We start from the raw sequence: 16203 nt of genomic DNA, 5'->3' as shown, positions 1-16203 counted from the left end.
CCTCAGTCTGCTGTAGCCATGTTAACAATAAGGTTTGCCATTGAATGAGCGGCATTTTGCGTAAACTTGCGCCACTTGGCAACCAATTAGAGAGACAGGTCACATCTATTGTTAAATCTCTTTGCCAATTTTATTTCGACGCAAACGGTTTCGTCGGCGCTCAGGATTCTCTATAATGACGCCCGTTTTCCCCCCTTGCGCACACTGAAAGCGCCCCGGCGCTTCGAAGACGAGAGACTTATGATGGAAATTCTGCGTGGTTCGCCTGCACTGTCTGCCTTCCGTATTACCAAACTGCTGGCACGTTTTCAGGCGGCCGACCTTCCGGTAAGCAATATTTACGCTGAGTATGTCCATTTTGCTGACCTGAATGCCCCCCTGAATGCAGAGGAGCGCGTACAGCTGGAACGCCTGCTCAAGTATGGCCCAAGCCTCAGCAGCCATACGCCAACCGGCAAACTGATCCTTGCGACGCCGCGTCCGGGCACCATCTCCCCCTGGTCTTCCAAAGCCACCGACATCGCCCACAACTGTGGCCTGAGCCAGATTAACCGTCTGGAGCGCGGCGTGGCGTACTACGTGGAAGCCTCTACCCTGAGCGACGCGCAGTGGCAGGCGGTTGCGGCTGAACTGCACGACCGCATGATGGAGAGCGTATTTGCCTCTCTTGATGACGCACAGAAGCTTTTCTCCCACCATCAGCCTGCGCCGGTACAGAGCGTGGACCTGCTGGGGCAGGGCCGTCAGGCACTGATTGACGCCAACCTGCGTCTTGGCCTGGCGCTGGCAGAAGACGAAATCGACTACCTGCAGGATGCGTTCGTTAAGCTCAACCGTAACCCGAACGACATTGAACTCTACATGTTCGCGCAGGCGAACTCGGAGCACTGCCGCCACAAGATTTTCAATGCCGACTGGATTATTGACGGCGAACAGCAGCCAAAGTCGCTGTTCAAAATGATCAAAAACACCATGGAGCAAACGCCTGACCACGTGCTGTCTGCCTATAAAGACAACGCCGCGGTGATGGAAGGTTCTGAGGTGGGCCGCTTCTTCGCCGATCGCGAAGCAGGGCGCTATGACTTCCATCAGGAGCCCGCGCATATCCTGATGAAAGTGGAAACCCACAACCACCCGACGGCGATCTCCCCGTGGCCGGGGGCGGCGACCGGCTCCGGCGGTGAAATCCGTGACGAAGGGGCGACCGGTCGTGGTGCAAAACCAAAAGCGGGTCTGGTCGGTTTCTCCGTCTCCAACCTGCGTATCCCGGGCTTTGAACAGCCGTGGGAAGAAGATTTCGGCAAGCCAGAGCGCATTGTGACCGCGCTGGATATCATGACCGAAGGCCCGCTGGGCGGCGCGGCGTTTAACAACGAATTTGGTCGTCCGGCGCTGAACGGTTACTTCCGTACCTATGAAGAGAAAGTGGACAGCCACAACGGCGAAGAGCTGCGCGGCTACCACAAACCGATCATGCTGGCGGGCGGGATCGGCAACATCCGTGCCGATCACGTGCAGAAAGGCGAGATCGTCGTCGGCGCGAAGCTGATCGTGCTCGGCGGCCCGGCGATGAATATCGGTCTGGGCGGCGGCGCGGCCTCTTCGATGGCCTCCGGCCAGTCTGATGCGGATCTCGACTTCGCGTCCGTGCAGCGTGACAACCCGGAGATGGAGCGTCGCTGCCAGGAAGTGATCGACCGCTGCTGGCAGCTGGGCGATGCTAACCCGATCCTCTTTATCCACGACGTGGGCGCGGGCGGTCTGTCCAACGCCATGCCGGAACTGGTGAGCGACGGCGGCCGCGGTGGCCGTTTCAACCTGCGCGACATCCTGAGCGATGAGCCTGGCATGAGCCCGCTGGAAATCTGGTGTAACGAATCCCAGGAGCGCTACGTGCTGGCCGTTGCGGCGGATCAGCTGCCGCTGTTTGACGAGCTGTGCCGCCGCGAGCGCGCGCCGTATGCCGTCATCGGTGAAGCGACCGAAGAGCAGCACCTGACTCTGAGCGACACCCATTTCGACAACCAGCCGATCGATCTGCCGCTCGACGTCCTGCTCGGTAAAACGCCGAAGATGACCCGCGACGTGCAGACCCGTAAAGCGGCGGGCAAAGCGCTGGATCGCCAGGGCATTACCGTAGCTGAAGCCGTTAATCGCGTGCTGCACCTGCCAGCTGTTGCTGAGAAAACCTTCCTGGTGACCATCGGCGACCGTACCGTGACCGGTATGGTATCCCGCGACCAGATGGTCGGCCCGTGGCAGATCCCGGTGGCGAACTGCGCCGTAACCACTGCGAGCCTCGACAGCTACTACGGCGAAGCGATGGCGCTGGGCGAACGCACCCCGGTCGCGCTGCTGGACTTCGCGGCCTCTGCCCGTCTGGCCATCGGTGAAGCGCTGACCAACATCGCCGCGACGCAGATTGGCGATATCAAACGTATTAAGCTTTCCGCCAACTGGATGGCCGCTGCCGGCCACCCTGGCGAAGACGCGGGCCTGTATGAAGCCGTGAAGGCGGTGGGCGAGGAGCTGTGTCCTGCCCTCGGCCTGACCATTCCGGTGGGCAAAGACTCCATGTCGATGAAAACCCGCTGGCAGGAAGGCAGCGAGCAGCGCGAGATGACCTCTCCGCTGTCGCTGGTGATCACCGCGTTTGCCCGCGTGGAAGACGTGCGTCACACCGTTACGCCGCAGCTGGTGACCGAAGATAACGCCCTGCTGCTGATTGACCTGGGTAAAGGCCACAACGCGCTGGGCGCCACCGCGCTGGCGCAGGTTTACCGTCAGCTCGGCGATAAGCCAGCCGACGTGCGTGACGTGGCCCAGCTGAAAGGCTTCTACGACGCGATTCAGGCGCTGGTGGCGCAGCGTAAGCTGCTGGCCTACCACGACCGTTCCGACGGCGGCCTGCTGGTGACCCTGGCAGAGATGGCCTTCACCGGCCACTGCGGCGTGGAAGCGAACATTGCGACGCTTGGCGAAGACCGTCTGGCTGCGCTGTTTAACGAAGAGCTGGGCGCCGTGATTCAGGTGCGTGCGGCGGATCGCGATGCGGTTGAAGCGATTCTGGCGCAGCATGGCCTGGCTGACTGCGTGCACTATCTGGGTAAAGCCGTTCAGGGCGACCGCTTCGTCATTGAAGCTGACGGTCACGCCGTGTTCAGCGAAAGCCGCACCACGCTGCGCATGTGGTGGGCGGAAACCACCTGGCAGATGCAGCGCCTGCGTGATAACCCGGAATGTGCCGATCAGGAGCACAACGCGAAGGCCAATGATCAGGATCCAGGCCTGAACGTGAAGCTCTCCTTCGACATCAACGAAGACATCGCCGCGCCGTACATTGCGACCGGTGCGCGTCCGAAAGTGGCCGTGCTGCGCGAGCAGGGCGTTAACTCCCACGTTGAGATGGCGGCTGCCTTCCACCGCGCGGGCTTTGACGCTATCGACGTCCACATGAGCGATCTGCTGGCCGGACGTACCGGTCTGGAAGATTTCCAGGCGCTGGTGGCGTGCGGCGGCTTCTCCTACGGCGACGTGCTGGGTGCGGGCGAAGGCTGGGCGAAGTCCATTCTGTTCAACAGCCGCGTGCGCGACGAGTTCGAAACCTTCTTCCACCGTCCGCAGACGCTGGCGCTGGGCGTGTGTAACGGCTGCCAGATGATGTCTAACCTGCGCGAGCTGATCCCGGGCAGCGAAGCCTGGCCGCGCTTTGTGCGTAACCAGTCTGACCGCTTCGAAGCACGCTTCAGCCTGGTGGAAGTGACCCAGAGCCCGTCTCTGCTGCTGCAGGGTATGGTCGGTTCACAGATGCCAATCGCCGTTTCCCACGGTGAAGGTCAGGTAGAGGTGCGTGATGCTGCGCATCTGGCTCAGCTGGAGAGCAAAGGTCTGGTGGCGCTGCGCTTTGTCGATAACTTCGGCAAGGTGACAGAAACCTATCCGGCTAACCCGAACGGTTCGGTGAACGGTATTACCGCGGTAACCAGCGAAAGCGGTCGTGCAACCATCATGATGCCGCATCCGGAACGTGTGTTCCGTACCGTGAGCAACTCCTGGCACCCGGAAAACTGGGGCGAGGACAGCCCGTGGATGCGCATCTTCCGCAACGCCCGTAAACAGCTGGGTTAAGTTTCAGCATCCTGACTGTAGGCCCGGTAGGCGCGAGCGCCACCGGGCTTTTTTGTCTCTGTCGCAAAATCGCGACAACCCTTTGGTTTGAGTGTCTCCAAAAGGAGACATTTAACCTATTGATTTATATGTGGCAGAAAAGATTCCCGTTAAGGTGTTGCTGAACAGCGACACTTAGCCTGGAAATCATTCAACCGATAATGAACGGGTTAAGCCATTAAAAATCATAAATTTCAATGTGTTAATATTTTGTTTTGCATTCTGGCATGGGTGTTGCATAATATTAACCAGTGGCTCATTCACCTTCTTATGTCAGCCCCTTCGGGACGTGCTACATAAACTTCGAATGACGCACAAAAAGGTGCCTGCCGTCCAACTACTGATCATAGCGATGCTTTATCAGGCCAGGGCGAAACGTCGAGTTAGGCACCGCCTCATTCCATGACAAAGCCGGGTTTTTACCCGGCTTTGTTGTATCTGAAGGGCAGACTCAGTTACGCTCTGCGTATATCCCCATTAAGAGAGTAATGCGTTGAAACGCTGGCCCGTTTTTCCCCGTTCCCTGCGACAGCTCGTGATGATGGCCTTCCTGCTGATCCTGCTGCCGTTGCTGATCCTTGCCTGGCAGGCCTGGCAAAGCCTGAACGCGTTGAGTGCCCAGGCGGCACTGACGAACCGCACGACGCTTATTGACGCCAGACGCAGTGAAGCCATGACCAACGCCGCGCTTGAGATGGAGCGTAGCTATCGTCAGTACTGCGTGCTTGACGATCGTACGCTGGAGAAGGTGTACCAGAGTCAGCGCAAGCGCTACAGCGAAATGCTGGACGCCCACGCCGGCGTATTGCCTGACGACAAGCTGTATCAGGCGTTACGTCAGGATCTGAACGATCTTGCGCAGCTGCAGTGCCACAACAGTGGACCCGATGCTGCCGCCGCCGCGCGCCTGGAAGCCTTCGCCAACGCCAATACCGAGATGGTGCAGTCAACCCGCACGGTAATTTTCTCTCGCGGCCAGCAGCTTCAGCAGGAGATTGCCGAGCGCGGCCAGTTCTTCGGCTGGCAGGCGCTGGTGCTGTTCCTCGTGAGCCTCGGGCTGGTGCTGCTCTTTACCCGCATGATCATCGGCCCGGTGAAGGGTATCCAGCGGATGATCAATCGCCTGGGGGAGGGGAAATCGCTCGGGGATACGGTCGCTTTTAAAGGTCCCCGCGAATTGCGTTCCGTCGGTCAGCGTATTATCTGGCTGTCCGAGCGCCTGGCGTGGCTTGAATCACAGCGTCATCAGTTCCTGCGCCATATCTCCCATGAGCTTAAAACGCCGCTGGCCAGCATGCGCGAAGGGACGGAGCTGCTGGCGGACGAAGTGGCTGGGCCGCTTACGCTCGAACAGAAAGAAATTGTCGAGATCCTGGATAACAGCAGCCGCAATCTGCAGAAGCTGATTGAGCAGCTGCTGGATTACAACCGCAAGCTGGCTGACGGAGCGGTCGTACTGGAAAACGTCGACATTGAACCGCTGGTGGATATGGTGATCTCCGCCCATAGCCTGCCAGCAAGAGCTAAAATGATGCATACCGGTGTAGAGCTGAATGCGCCGACCTGTCTTGCTGAACCCATGCTGCTAATGAGCGTGCTGGATAATCTTTATTCCAATGCGGTGCACTATGGTACTGAATCCGGTAACATTTATATCCGAAGCTATACGAAGGGTTCCCGGGTGTTTATAGACGTCGCTAACACCGGCACCCCGATCCCCGATGACGAAAAAACCATGATCTTCGAGCCCTTTTTCCAGGGGAGTCATCAGCGGAAAGGTGCGGTGAAAGGCAGTGGTCTGGGCTTAAGCATCGCCCGGGACTGCATACGACGCATGCAGGGTGAGCTTAACATCGCCACGGACGAACGTTCGGATGTTTGCTTCCGTATTGAACTGCCCCTGAGCCGGAAAAATCAATAAAATGAATCTATGTCTGGTGAGTATGTCACACGTCTTTTTCCGCGCCATACGCGCGGTGTTTTCCCGCAACACGTTTCGCCTGGGCTTGCCCTGTTTAGTGCTGGCAGGCTGTGTTTCTCATGTGCCGCTAAGTGCGATTAGCGGTAAACAAGAAGATAAATGGCCAGATAACCAGCTGGCAGATTTTCTCTCAACCCGCTGCGACGATATCTGGAACCTGTCAGGCCACGACGTCGAAAGCAACCCGCTGTTCTGGCTGCGTGGTATAGATTGCGCCCAGCGTCTTGCGCCGGTTGAGGCCCGCTCGAAAGCGGCGATGCTGGATGACGACACCTGGCAGGACGCTTTCAAGCGCGGCATTTTACTGGCTGATGCCAAAATCACCCCCGTTGAACGCCGCGCCAACGTGACCCGACTGGACACCCTGGTGGTCAACCTGCCGGGACAGGTGCGCCCGGTATACCAGCTCTGGCGTGATGGGCAGACATTACAACTTCAGCTGTCTGAAGAGCGCTCCCGCTACAGTAAGTTGCAGCAGTCCACCGACAGCGAGCTTGATACGTTGCGTCAGCAGCAGCAACATTTACGTACCCAGCTGGATACCACGACACGTAAGCTGGAAAACCTGACCGATATCGAAAGACAGCTCTCGTCGCGTAAATATCAGCCGGGGAGTTCATCCGCTGTACCGGACAGCGATACGCCGAAACAAGAGGATGTGAAGCATGACGAGCCGTAAACCTGCCCATCTCTTACTGGTGGATGACGATCCCGGGCTGTTAAAGCTCCTGGGGATGCGTCTGGTGAGTGAAGGCTACAGCGTGGTGACCGCGGAGAGCGGGATCGAGGGGCTGAAAATTCTCAGCCGCGAGAAAATCGATCTGGTGATAAGCGACCTGCGGATGGACGAAATGGACGGCATGCAGCTGTTCGCGGAGATCCAGAAGCAGCAACCGGGTATGCCCGTGATTATCCTGACGGCGCACGGCTCGATCCCGGATGCGGTTGCGGCGACCCAGCAGGGGGTATTCAGCTTCCTGACCAAGCCGGTGGACAAAGACGCGCTTTATAAGGCGATCGACAGCGCGCTGGAACATGCCGCTCCGGCGGGGGATGAAGCGTGGCGGGAGTCTATCGTCACCCGCAGCCCGATTATGCTGCGTTTGCTCGAACAGGCCCGAATGGTGGCACAGTCAGACGTCAGCGTGCTGATTAACGGCCAGAGCGGAACCGGGAAAGAGATCCTGGCGCAGGCGATCCATAACGCCAGCCCGCGCAGCAAAAATGCCTTTATTGCGATCAACTGTGGCGCGCTCCCGGAACAGCTGCTCGAATCTGAACTGTTTGGCCATGCCCGCGGCGCATTCACCGGCGCGGTCAGTAGCCGGGAAGGGCTGTTTCAGGCAGCGGAAGGTGGCACCCTTTTCCTCGACGAGATTGGTGACATGCCCGCGCCGCTGCAGGTCAAACTGCTGCGCGTGTTGCAGGAGCGGAAAGTTCGCCCGCTGGGCAGCAACCGCGACATCGACATTAATGTGCGTATCATTTCCGCCACGCACCGGGATTTGCCGAAGGTGATGGCCCGCAACGAGTTTCGTGAAGATCTCTACTACCGTCTGAACGTGGTCAATCTGAAGATCCCCGCACTGGCCGAGCGAGCGGAAGACATTCCGCTGCTGGCGAATCATCTTTTGCGCCAGGCGGCCGATCGTCACAAACCCTTCGTGCGCGCGTTTTCCACCGATGCGATGAAGCGGCTGATGGCCGCAAGCTGGCCGGGTAACGTGCGCCAGCTGGTCAACGTGATTGAGCAGTGCGTGGCGCTGACCTCGTCACCGGTGATCAGCGACGCGCTGGTGGAGCAGGCACTGGAAGGGGAAAACACGGCGCTGCCGACCTTTGCCGAAGCGCGGAATCAGTTCGAGTTGAACTATCTGCGCAAGCTATTGCAGATCACCAAAGGCAACGTGACCCACGCGGCGCGGATGGCCGGGCGCAACCGCACCGAGTTTTACAAGCTGCTCTCGCGCCACGAGCTGGAAGCGAACGATTTTAAAGAGTAGTACCGCAAAATTTGCCTGAATATGGTACTGTGAGCAATCGATTACGAGGCAGCTTACAGGCAAGAGTTTAAGGACCCACCATGAAAAAGATTGATGCGATTATTAAACCTTTCAAACTGGATGATGTGCGTGAAGCGCTGGCGGAAGTCGGCATCACCGGGATGACCGTGACGGAAGTGAAAGGTTTTGGTCGTCAGAAAGGTCACACCGAGCTTTACCGTGGCGCAGAGTACATGGTCGACTTTCTGCCGAAAGTGAAAATTGAAATCGTGGTCAGCGACGATATCGTCGATACCTGTGTGGACACCATTATCCGCACGGCGCAGACCGGCAAGATTGGCGATGGTAAAATCTTCGTCTTTGACGTGGCGCGCGTGATCCGTATCCGTACCGGCGAAGAAGACGACGCCGCGATTTAAACATTTTCCAGGCCGGGTAAGGCGCAGCCGCCACCCGACGAAAAAAAGCCCCTCAAACGAGGGGCTTTTTGCATTACAGCACCTTATGCGGCCCGAAACATTCGTAATGAATGTTGTCTTTGTTCACGCCCAGCTCAACCAGCTGCTTCGCGGCATACTGCATAAACGCCACCGGTCCACAGACGTAGAACTGCATCTCCGGTGCGCTGAACGCACCTTCATGCTGGCGTAAATCCATCAACCCTTCGCTGTCAAATTGCGCGGCAGCGCGATCCGCTTCCGTCGGCAGACGATACCAGGTGTGCGCGGTGAAACGCGGCAGGGAGGCTCCGAGCGTTTTCACCTCATCCGCAAAGGCGTGCACGTCGCCGTTTTCGGCGGCATGGAACCAGTTAACCTGCGCACCGTGGTGTGATTTTGCCAGCGTATCGAGCATCGCCAGCATTGGCGTCTGGCCGACGCCCGCAGAGATCAGCGTCACCGGGGTATTCGCTTCAACGGCCATGAAGAAGTCGCCCGCTGGCGCGGCCAGATGGACCACGTCGCCCACGTTAGCTTCGTTGTGCAGCCAGCTGGAAACCTGACCGCCGTCCTCACGCTTCACCGCAATGCGGTAGGCTTTGCCGTTTGGCTTGCGGGTAAGAGAATACTGGCGGATCTCCTGATGCGGGAAACCTTCAGGCTTCAGCCACACGCCCAGATACTGTCCTGGCTGGTAATCGGCCACCGGTTTACCGTCCACCGGCTCAAACTCGAAGCTGGTGATTAACGCGCTGCGCGGCGTTTTCTCAACGATACTGAATGCGCGGGTACCTTCCCAGCCGCCGTTCTTGCTGGCGTTTTCGCTGTAAATCTGTGCTTCACGGTTGATAAACACGTTTGCCAGCACCCCGTAGGCTTTACCCCACGCGTCCAGCACCTCCTGACCTGGGCTGAACATTTCGTCCAGCGTCGCCAGCAGGTGAGTGCCGACGATGTTGTACTGCTCGGGTTGGATCTGGAAGCTGGTATGTTTCTGCGCGATTTTTTCCACCGCGGGCAGCAGCGTAGCCAGGTTTTCAATATTGCTGGCGTAAGCCGCGATGGCGTTGAACAGCGCTTCACGCTGATCGCCGTTACGCTGGTTGCTCATGTTGAAAATCTCTTTGAGCTCCGGGTTGTGCGTGAACATGCGATCGTAGAAATGGGCGGTGAGTTTAGGGCCGGTTTCCACCAGCAGGGGAATAGTGGCTTTTACGGTAGCGATGGTTTGAGCGTCGAGCATGAGCGCGTCCTTCTGATGTTATTTAAATGATGTATTTTAAATGCATCTTATAAAAAATACCCCTGCGTTGTAAATGGTTCTTTGCAAGATGAAAAATATGCATCACAAACCTGAAAAGAAATCCGCTGGAAAGGGCGAGCGCTTTATTCCTCAAACCCTTGCGTGGCGGGTAGGAAAACGTTTGCGTAAAATCGTTTGTCAAGACCTGTTATCACAGAACTAATCAGTTATACTGTTGCCCGTCGTCCAACAGGACTGCCTTTTCAGGCCAAAATTTACTTGTTAGCTGAGTCAGGAGATGCGGATGTTAAAGCGTGAAATGAACATTGCCGATTATGATGCCGAACTGTGGCAGGCTATGGAGCAGGAAAAAGTACGTCAGGAAGAGCACATCGAACTGATCGCCTCCGAGAACTACACCAGCCCGCGCGTGATGCAGGCGCAGGGTTCTCAGCTGACCAACAAATACGCTGAAGGTTACCCGGGCAAACGCTATTACGGCGGTTGCGAGTACGTTGATATCGTTGAGCAGTTGGCTATCGATCGTGCGAAAGAACTTTTTGGCGCTGACTATGCAAACGTCCAGCCGCACTCTGGCTCCCAGGCTAACTTCGCGGTCTACACCGCGCTGCTGCAGCCGGGCGATACCGTTCTGGGTATGAACCTGGCGCAGGGCGGCCACCTGACTCACGGCTCCCCGGTTAACTTCTCCGGCAAACTGTACAACATCATCCCTTACGGTATTGATGAGTCCGGTAAAATTGACTACGAAGACATGGCGAAGCAGGCTAAAGAGCACAAGCCGAAGATGATCATCGGTGGCTTCTCTGCTTACTCCGGTATCGTTGACTGGGCAAAAATGCGTGAAATCGCTGACAGCATCGGTGCGTACCTGTTCGTCGACATGGCGCACGTTGCCGGTCTGATTGCCGCTGGCGTTTACCCTAACCCGGTTCCGCATGCGCACGTTGTGACCACCACCACCCACAAAACCCTGGCGGGTCCACGCGGTGGCCTGATCCTGGCGAAGGGCGGTGACGAAGAGCTGTACAAAAAACTGAACTCCGCGGTGTTCCCAAGCGCGCAGGGCGGCCCGCTGATGCACGTTATCGCGGCAAAAGCGGTCGCGCTGAAAGAAGCGATGGAGCCAGAGTTCAAGGTTTACCAGCAGCAGGTTGCTAAGAACGCCAAAGCGATGGTGGAAGTGTTCCTGAACCGTGGCTACAAAGTGGTATCCGGCGGGACTGAAAACCACCTGTTCCTGCTGGATCTGGTTGATAAGAACCTGACCGGTAAAGAAGCTGACGCTGCCCTGGGCCGCGCCAACATCACCGTGAACAAAAACAGCGTGCCAAACGATCCGAAGAGCCCGTTCGTGACCTCCGGTATCCGTATCGGTTCTCCGGCCGTGACTCGCCGCGGCTTCAAAGAAGCGGAAGTGAAAGAGCTGGCTGGCTGGATGTGTGACGTTCTGGACAACATCAATGACGAAGCGGTTATCGAGCGCGTTAAGGGTAAAGTTCTGGATATCTGCGCGCGCTTCCCGGTATACGCATAATTCCTCTGCCCTGCAGAAATAAAAAAGGCCGCGCATGCGGCCTTTTTTTATGGCTTAACGCCGGTCCAGGGAGATGGCGCCAGGCCCCACAATCGCCAGCAAAATAAAGGCGCCAGCAATACTGACGTTTTTGTAGAAGTTAATCATATTCGGTACGACTGCATCACCGGTCATATCCCAGTAGTGATGCCCAATCACCGCCGTTCCGAGGGTGTAGAACACAAACAGTACCGCGAGAGGACGGGTGAAAAAGCCCAGTACGATCAGGATCGCAGCAGGCACTTCCATAACCACCGCAATAATGGCCGCCAGCATGGGCATCGGCGTACCCAGCGAGGTCATATACTGTACGGTACCGCTAAACCCCGTCAGTTTCGGGTAACCAAAGATAATAAACAGCACGACAAGCGCGATGCGGCCAATGAGCAGCAGCAGATGACGCGACTGACCAAAATCGAGATAACGTAGTGAGTTCATGGCAGAAATACCTCTGCAAGTGGAGTAATTTAAACGTAATACACATTTTCATTCCCTGCCATAAGCCAGACGACTGCACAAGATGTTAATTTTTCGTTAATTTATAGCGGGCTATCTACTTGCTTAATTTTTATATTCTCGCCAGACTATGGCCTCGATTTCGGGAGGGATTCATGGTCTTGCATTCCACGCGCTGGCTGGCGCTCAGTTATTTCACCTATTTCTTTAGCTACGGCATTTTTCTGCCTTTCTGGAGCGTCTGGCTTAAGGGTATCGGCCTGACGCCTGAGACCATCGGTGTCCTGCTGGGGGCCGGGCTGGTGGCGCGTTTCCTCGGCAGCCTGCTGATCGCCCCGCGCGTCAGCGATCCCTCCTTACTGATCAAGGCCGTACGCATTCTGGCTCTGCTGACCCTGGTCTTTGTGGCCTGCTTCTGGGTCAGCCACCAGTTTGCCTGGCTGATGGTGGTGATGGTCGGCTTTAACCTGTTCTTCTCACCGCTGGTGCCGCTGACGGATGCCCTGGCGAACACCTGGCAGAAACAGATCACCATGGACTACGGCCGCGTGCGCCTGTGGGGCTCTATCGCCTTTGTGATTGGCTCGGCGCTGGTGGGCAAACTGGTCAGCCTTTACGATTACCGCGCCATTCTTGCTCTGCTGAGTATCGGTATTGCCTCGATGCTGCTGGGCATGCTTCTGCGACCGTCGGTGATGCCGCAAGGGGAAAGTCGCCATCAGGAGAGCGCGGGCTGGCCCGCATGGCGGAGCCTGGTCGCACAGAGCTGGCGTTTTCTGGCGTGCGTATGCCTCCTTCAGGGGGCACATGCGGCGTACTATGGTTTCAGCGCCATCTACTGGCAGGGGGCAGGATATTCCGCTTCCGCCGTGGGCTATCTGTGGTCGCTGGGCGTGGTGGCCGAAGTCATTATCTTTGCCCTGAGCAAAAAACTGTTCCGTCGCTTTGGCGCGCGTGACCTACTGCTGCTTTCCGCCGTGTGCGGCGTGGCGCGCTGGGGGATTATGGGCTGGACGACCGATCTGCCGTGGCTGATTGTGGCGCAAATTCTTCACTGCGGCACCTTTACCGTGTGCCATCTGGCGGCCATGCGCTATATCGCTGCGCGCGAGGGCGGGGACGTGATTCGCCTGCAGGCCGTCTATTCGGCAGTGGCAATGGGGGGCAGTATCGCGATCATGACGGTGTTTGCGGGGTTCCTCTATCAGCATCTGGGGCACGGCGTCTTCTGGGTGATGGCGCTCGTCGCCTTGCCCGCCATTGTTGTTCGCCCTAAAGTGGCCGCACGCGCGTCGCTATGATTCCAGCATGGCGCGAATATGTTCTTGCTGCTGCGCGTTCAGTGTCTCAACGGCATGGATCAGCGGCGGCGAGAACAGCGGCAGGGCCGTCGGGTAGGGGGTGATAACCAGCGCGGCTTCGCGCGGCGCCCCCTCTTTCTGAAAAGCCTGCAGCGTCAGGTAGCGTATGTTGAGCGGCAGCAGCGTCAGCTCGCGAAGCTGCTGTTCGATCTGCTCCTCACTGGCTTTATCGTCTCCCGTCAGCAGGATCACCTGTTTTTCATGCAGATCGGTCTCCTGCATCAGCCAGGCACCGAAAATTACCGCCACCAGGCTCATCTCTTCGTCGGAAAAACGCAGCCCGAATTCTGCCTCCAGCTCAAACAGCGCCTCTTTCGTGGTGCGTAACAGCCGGGGATAAAGGCGATGGATCTCCTCCGGCAGGCTGTTGTCGATGCCGATCTCAAACAGCGAACGGTCCAGCGCCTGAGCCAGATGGATATACAGCTGATCGGTCAGTCCCTGCTCATCGCTGAAGTTCATTCCGGTCTGCGAGCGAAAACGGGCCACCATGCGCACGATGGCCCGGCGTAGACGCTGATCCTGCTGGTGCTTATCAAGAACCGGATCGGGCGTGCGGAGCATCATAAACAGCAGCGCCAGAAACAGCTGTTCATCCACGTGCGCGCCCTGTGGCACGCGCCGCTTCCAGTGGCGGACAATCTCCTGCGCCGTAAAATACTCTCCCCGCGACTGGGTCCAGCTGCGCTGGGCATGCGAAAACTGCGGCGTATTCCCGAGCTGGTGCTGAATAAGACAATATTGCAGATAGAGCTGTAAAAACTGCACATCGCGGCATTCAAACTGGCGCTGCAGCTTGCGTGAGCAGAAGCCGATCAGCGCCCGCAGGTTCGCATCGTCGTAAAGCGGGCGCGCGATGCCGAGTTGTTTAAGCGCGGTTTTTAATGCGGGGGTAAACTGGTGCGAGACAAACTGCGGACAAAGCCGCAGCGCCCGGCGCAGCCAGTGCAGCAGGCATAAACGCTGATTCAGGGCTGTGCCTTCAATCCGGTAGCAGCCGTCGTGGTGCGTGACGATATCCAGCCGGTGATAGCGCTGGATTTCATCGCGCGTCTCGGCTATATCTTGCCGTGCCATCGCGTCGTCCACGCCGTTGGCAGCGATTATGCTCTGTGCGGTGACGGCAGCATCGGGCAGGTAAAGCATCAAAAGCACCTGGCAGCGGCGCTGCGAACTGGAAAGCACAGATGGAATTTCAAGCGTCGTCATCATCTGTCGGGTATCCAGTGTGAATGTTTGATAAGAATAGCTAAAGGATGAGCGCTGAAAAGCGCGCCGGCAGGCCTTTCACTCAGGATTGCAGGGGAACATCACAGAATTTTTGACGTGAGGAATTGATGCAAACAGTTAAACAAAGTGCGATGGCGTTATTTTTGGCGGTTATCACCTTCACCGCCAGCGCCCACCCTCACAGTTTTATTGGTCTCCAGACCGAGCTGGTCACCGACGGCACGCAGCTGAGCGGCCTGAAAATGCGCTGGACGATGGATGAAATCACCTCGGCTGACCTGCTCTATGATGCGGGAAACGCGAAGCCCGGCGACGATATCTGGAAAAAGCTGGCGGCGGAAGTAATGGCCAACGTGCTCGGCCAGCACTACTTCACCGAATTCTGGCATAACGGCCAAAAGGTCAAATTTCAGAACCGTCCAACGGAATACGGGATGACGCGTGACGGGCATCAGGCGGTGCTGACGTTCGTGCTTCCGCTGGCGCATCCTCAGCCGCTGGCCGGGCAAACGTACCGCTTTTCCACTTTTGACCCTACCTACTATGTCGACATGCGCTATGACAAAGACAGCGACGTACGGCTGCCGCACGCGCTGCAAAAAAGCTGCAAAATTGGCGTTCATACCCCGAAGCCCAGCGAAGAGACGCTGAACTTTGCGATCTCGCTGGATAAAGCAGATGCCCCGCCTGAGGACATGGAGCTGGGTAAACAGTTCGCGCAGGAGGTGACGTTACAATGTCAGTAATCTCCTCTCCGATCCGCAAGCCGCGTCGCTGGCTTCACCTCTGGCCGCTGGCGCTCTTTTTGCTGTTCGCGGTTTGCGGGGCGCTGTGGCTGTGGCAGGCCTGGCCGCAGGTGATGATGAAAAGCATTATCTGGCAGCGTGAAGTCAACCAGCAGATGAGCGGACTGCTGAAGGCGGTGGCCGAGAACCCGGCCAAAGCGGGCGGCTCCCTGCTGGCGTTCAGTTTTGTCTATGGCGTTCTGCACGCGCTGGGGCCGGGGCACGGCAAAGTCGTCATCACCACCTGGCTTGCCACCCATCCGTCTAAGCTGAAATCGAGCATCGGCCTGACGCTGGCCTCTTCGCTGCTTCAGGGCGGCGTGGCGATTGCGCTGGTCGTGGTGGTGCTTTCGCTGTTACAGCTTCCGGCGCGCCAGCTGCACATGAGCAGCTTCTGGCTGGAGAAGGGCAGCTATGCGCTGGTGGGCGTGCTGGGGCTGATCCTCTGCTGGCGGGCGCTGAAAAAACTGCGCGCGCTGCTGAAAAAGCCCACGTTCAAATCCTTTACGCCGCACCACGTTCATGATGAACACTGCGGCTGCGGTCATCAGCATCTGCCCACGCAGGAACAATTACAGAACGGCGACGACTGGCGCGCCCGGCTGATGATTATTCTCTCGATGGGGATGCGCCCGTGCTCGGGTGCCATTATGGTGCTGCTGTTCAGTAAGATAATAGGTGTCTTTGGCTGGGGAATGCTCTCGGCGCTGGCGATGGCGGCAGGAACCTCTCTCACCATTTCGTCTTTAGCGCTGCTGGTTCACAGCTTCCGTCAGCTGGCGGTCAAACTCAGCGGCAGTAAAACGCCGGTGCTGTGGCGACAGATAGGGTGGACAACGCTTGCGCTGGCGGGTGGGGTGATTCTGCTGGTGGCGGCGGTGACGATGTGGATGAGCGCGGTGCCGGTGGGAAGGGGATTGCGGCCTTTCTAGCGTACTGA

The 16203-nt window shown here is 57.7% G+C and carries 12 protein-coding genes; 9 read left to right on the top strand and 3 right to left on the bottom strand.

The features are described from left to right. Positions 1-240 precede the first annotated feature (240 nt). From purL to glnB, 5 genes are all read left to right on the top strand, one after another. Complete coding sequence (gene purL, locus B498_RS07030) at positions 241-4128, top strand: phosphoribosylformylglycinamidine synthase (protein ID WP_008502170.1); 3888 nt, start codon at positions 241-243, stop codon at positions 4126-4128. Positions 4129-4660: 532 nt separating this feature from the next. Then, positions 4661-6088 carry a two component system sensor histidine kinase QseE/GlrK gene (gene qseE, locus B498_RS07035; protein ID WP_008502169.1) on the top strand — a complete coding sequence of 476 codons (1428 nt, stop codon included), beginning with the start codon at positions 4661-4663 and terminating at the stop codon, positions 6086-6088. Between the two features lies 1 nt (position 6089). Next, positions 6090-6827: a two-component system QseEF-associated lipoprotein QseG gene (gene qseG, locus B498_RS07040; protein WP_008502168.1), complete on the top strand. Its 738-nt coding sequence runs from the start codon at positions 6090-6092 to the stop codon at positions 6825-6827. Beyond that, positions 6814-8151, top strand: a complete 1338-nt coding sequence (gene glrR / locus B498_RS07045; RefSeq protein ID WP_008502167.1) for a two-component system response regulator GlrR — start codon at positions 6814-6816, stop codon at positions 8149-8151. Before qseG ends, glrR begins: the two co-directional genes overlap by 14 nt. Positions 8152-8231: 80 nt before the next feature. Then, on the top strand, positions 8232-8570 hold the full coding sequence (gene glnB / locus B498_RS07050; RefSeq protein ID WP_003860685.1) for a nitrogen regulatory protein P-II: 339 nt from the start codon (positions 8232-8234) through the stop codon (positions 8568-8570). Between the two features lie 73 nt (positions 8571-8643). On the opposite strand, the gene hmpA is transcribed toward glnB, so the two are convergent. Further along, positions 8644-9834, bottom strand: a complete 1191-nt coding sequence (hmpA, locus tag B498_RS07055) for an NO-inducible flavohemoprotein (protein ID WP_008502166.1) — start codon at positions 9832-9834, stop codon at positions 8644-8646. A gap of 304 nt (positions 9835-10138) precedes the next feature. On the opposite strand from hmpA, the gene glyA reads away from it, so the two are divergent. After that, positions 10139-11392 carry a serine hydroxymethyltransferase gene (glyA, locus tag B498_RS07060; RefSeq protein WP_008502165.1) on the top strand — a complete coding sequence of 418 codons (1254 nt, stop codon included), beginning with the start codon at positions 10139-10141 and terminating at the stop codon, positions 11390-11392. 54 nt (positions 11393-11446) lie between these two features. Here glyA and B498_RS07065 read toward each other — a convergent pair whose 3' ends face one another. Next, on the bottom strand, positions 11447-11869 hold the full coding sequence (locus tag B498_RS07065) for a DoxX family protein (protein ID WP_008502164.1): 423 nt from the start codon (positions 11867-11869) through the stop codon (positions 11447-11449). Between the two features lie 173 nt (positions 11870-12042). On the opposite strand from B498_RS07065, the gene B498_RS07070 reads away from it, so the two are divergent. Then, positions 12043-13188: a 3-phenylpropionate MFS transporter gene (locus B498_RS07070; RefSeq protein WP_008502163.1), complete on the top strand. Its 1146-nt coding sequence runs from the start codon at positions 12043-12045 to the stop codon at positions 13186-13188. On the opposite strand, the gene csiE is transcribed toward B498_RS07070, so the two are convergent. Further along, positions 13183-14460 (bottom strand): stationary phase inducible protein CsiE, encoded by a 1278-nt coding sequence (gene csiE / locus B498_RS07075; RefSeq protein WP_008502162.1) that lies wholly within the window; start codon positions 14458-14460, stop codon positions 13183-13185. The two genes, B498_RS07070 and csiE, sit on opposite strands and share 6 nt — an antisense overlap. Positions 14461-14585: 125 nt before the next feature. On the opposite strand from csiE, the gene B498_RS07080 reads away from it, so the two are divergent. After that, positions 14586-15224, top strand: coding sequence for a DUF1007 family protein (locus tag B498_RS07080; protein WP_008502161.1), 639 nt, complete (start codon positions 14586-14588; stop codon positions 15222-15224). Next, positions 15215-16195, top strand: coding sequence for a nickel/cobalt transporter (locus B498_RS07085; protein WP_008502160.1), 981 nt, complete (start codon positions 15215-15217; stop codon positions 16193-16195). Before B498_RS07080 ends, B498_RS07085 begins: the two co-directional genes overlap by 10 nt. Positions 16196-16203: the final 8 nt, after the last annotated feature.

Source organism: Enterobacter sp. SST3 (assembly GCF_000286655.1).
Classification (GTDB): Bacteria; Pseudomonadota; Gammaproteobacteria; order Enterobacterales; family Enterobacteriaceae; genus Enterobacter; species Enterobacter roggenkampii.
This window is presented reverse-complemented; position numbering and strand designations above follow the sequence as displayed.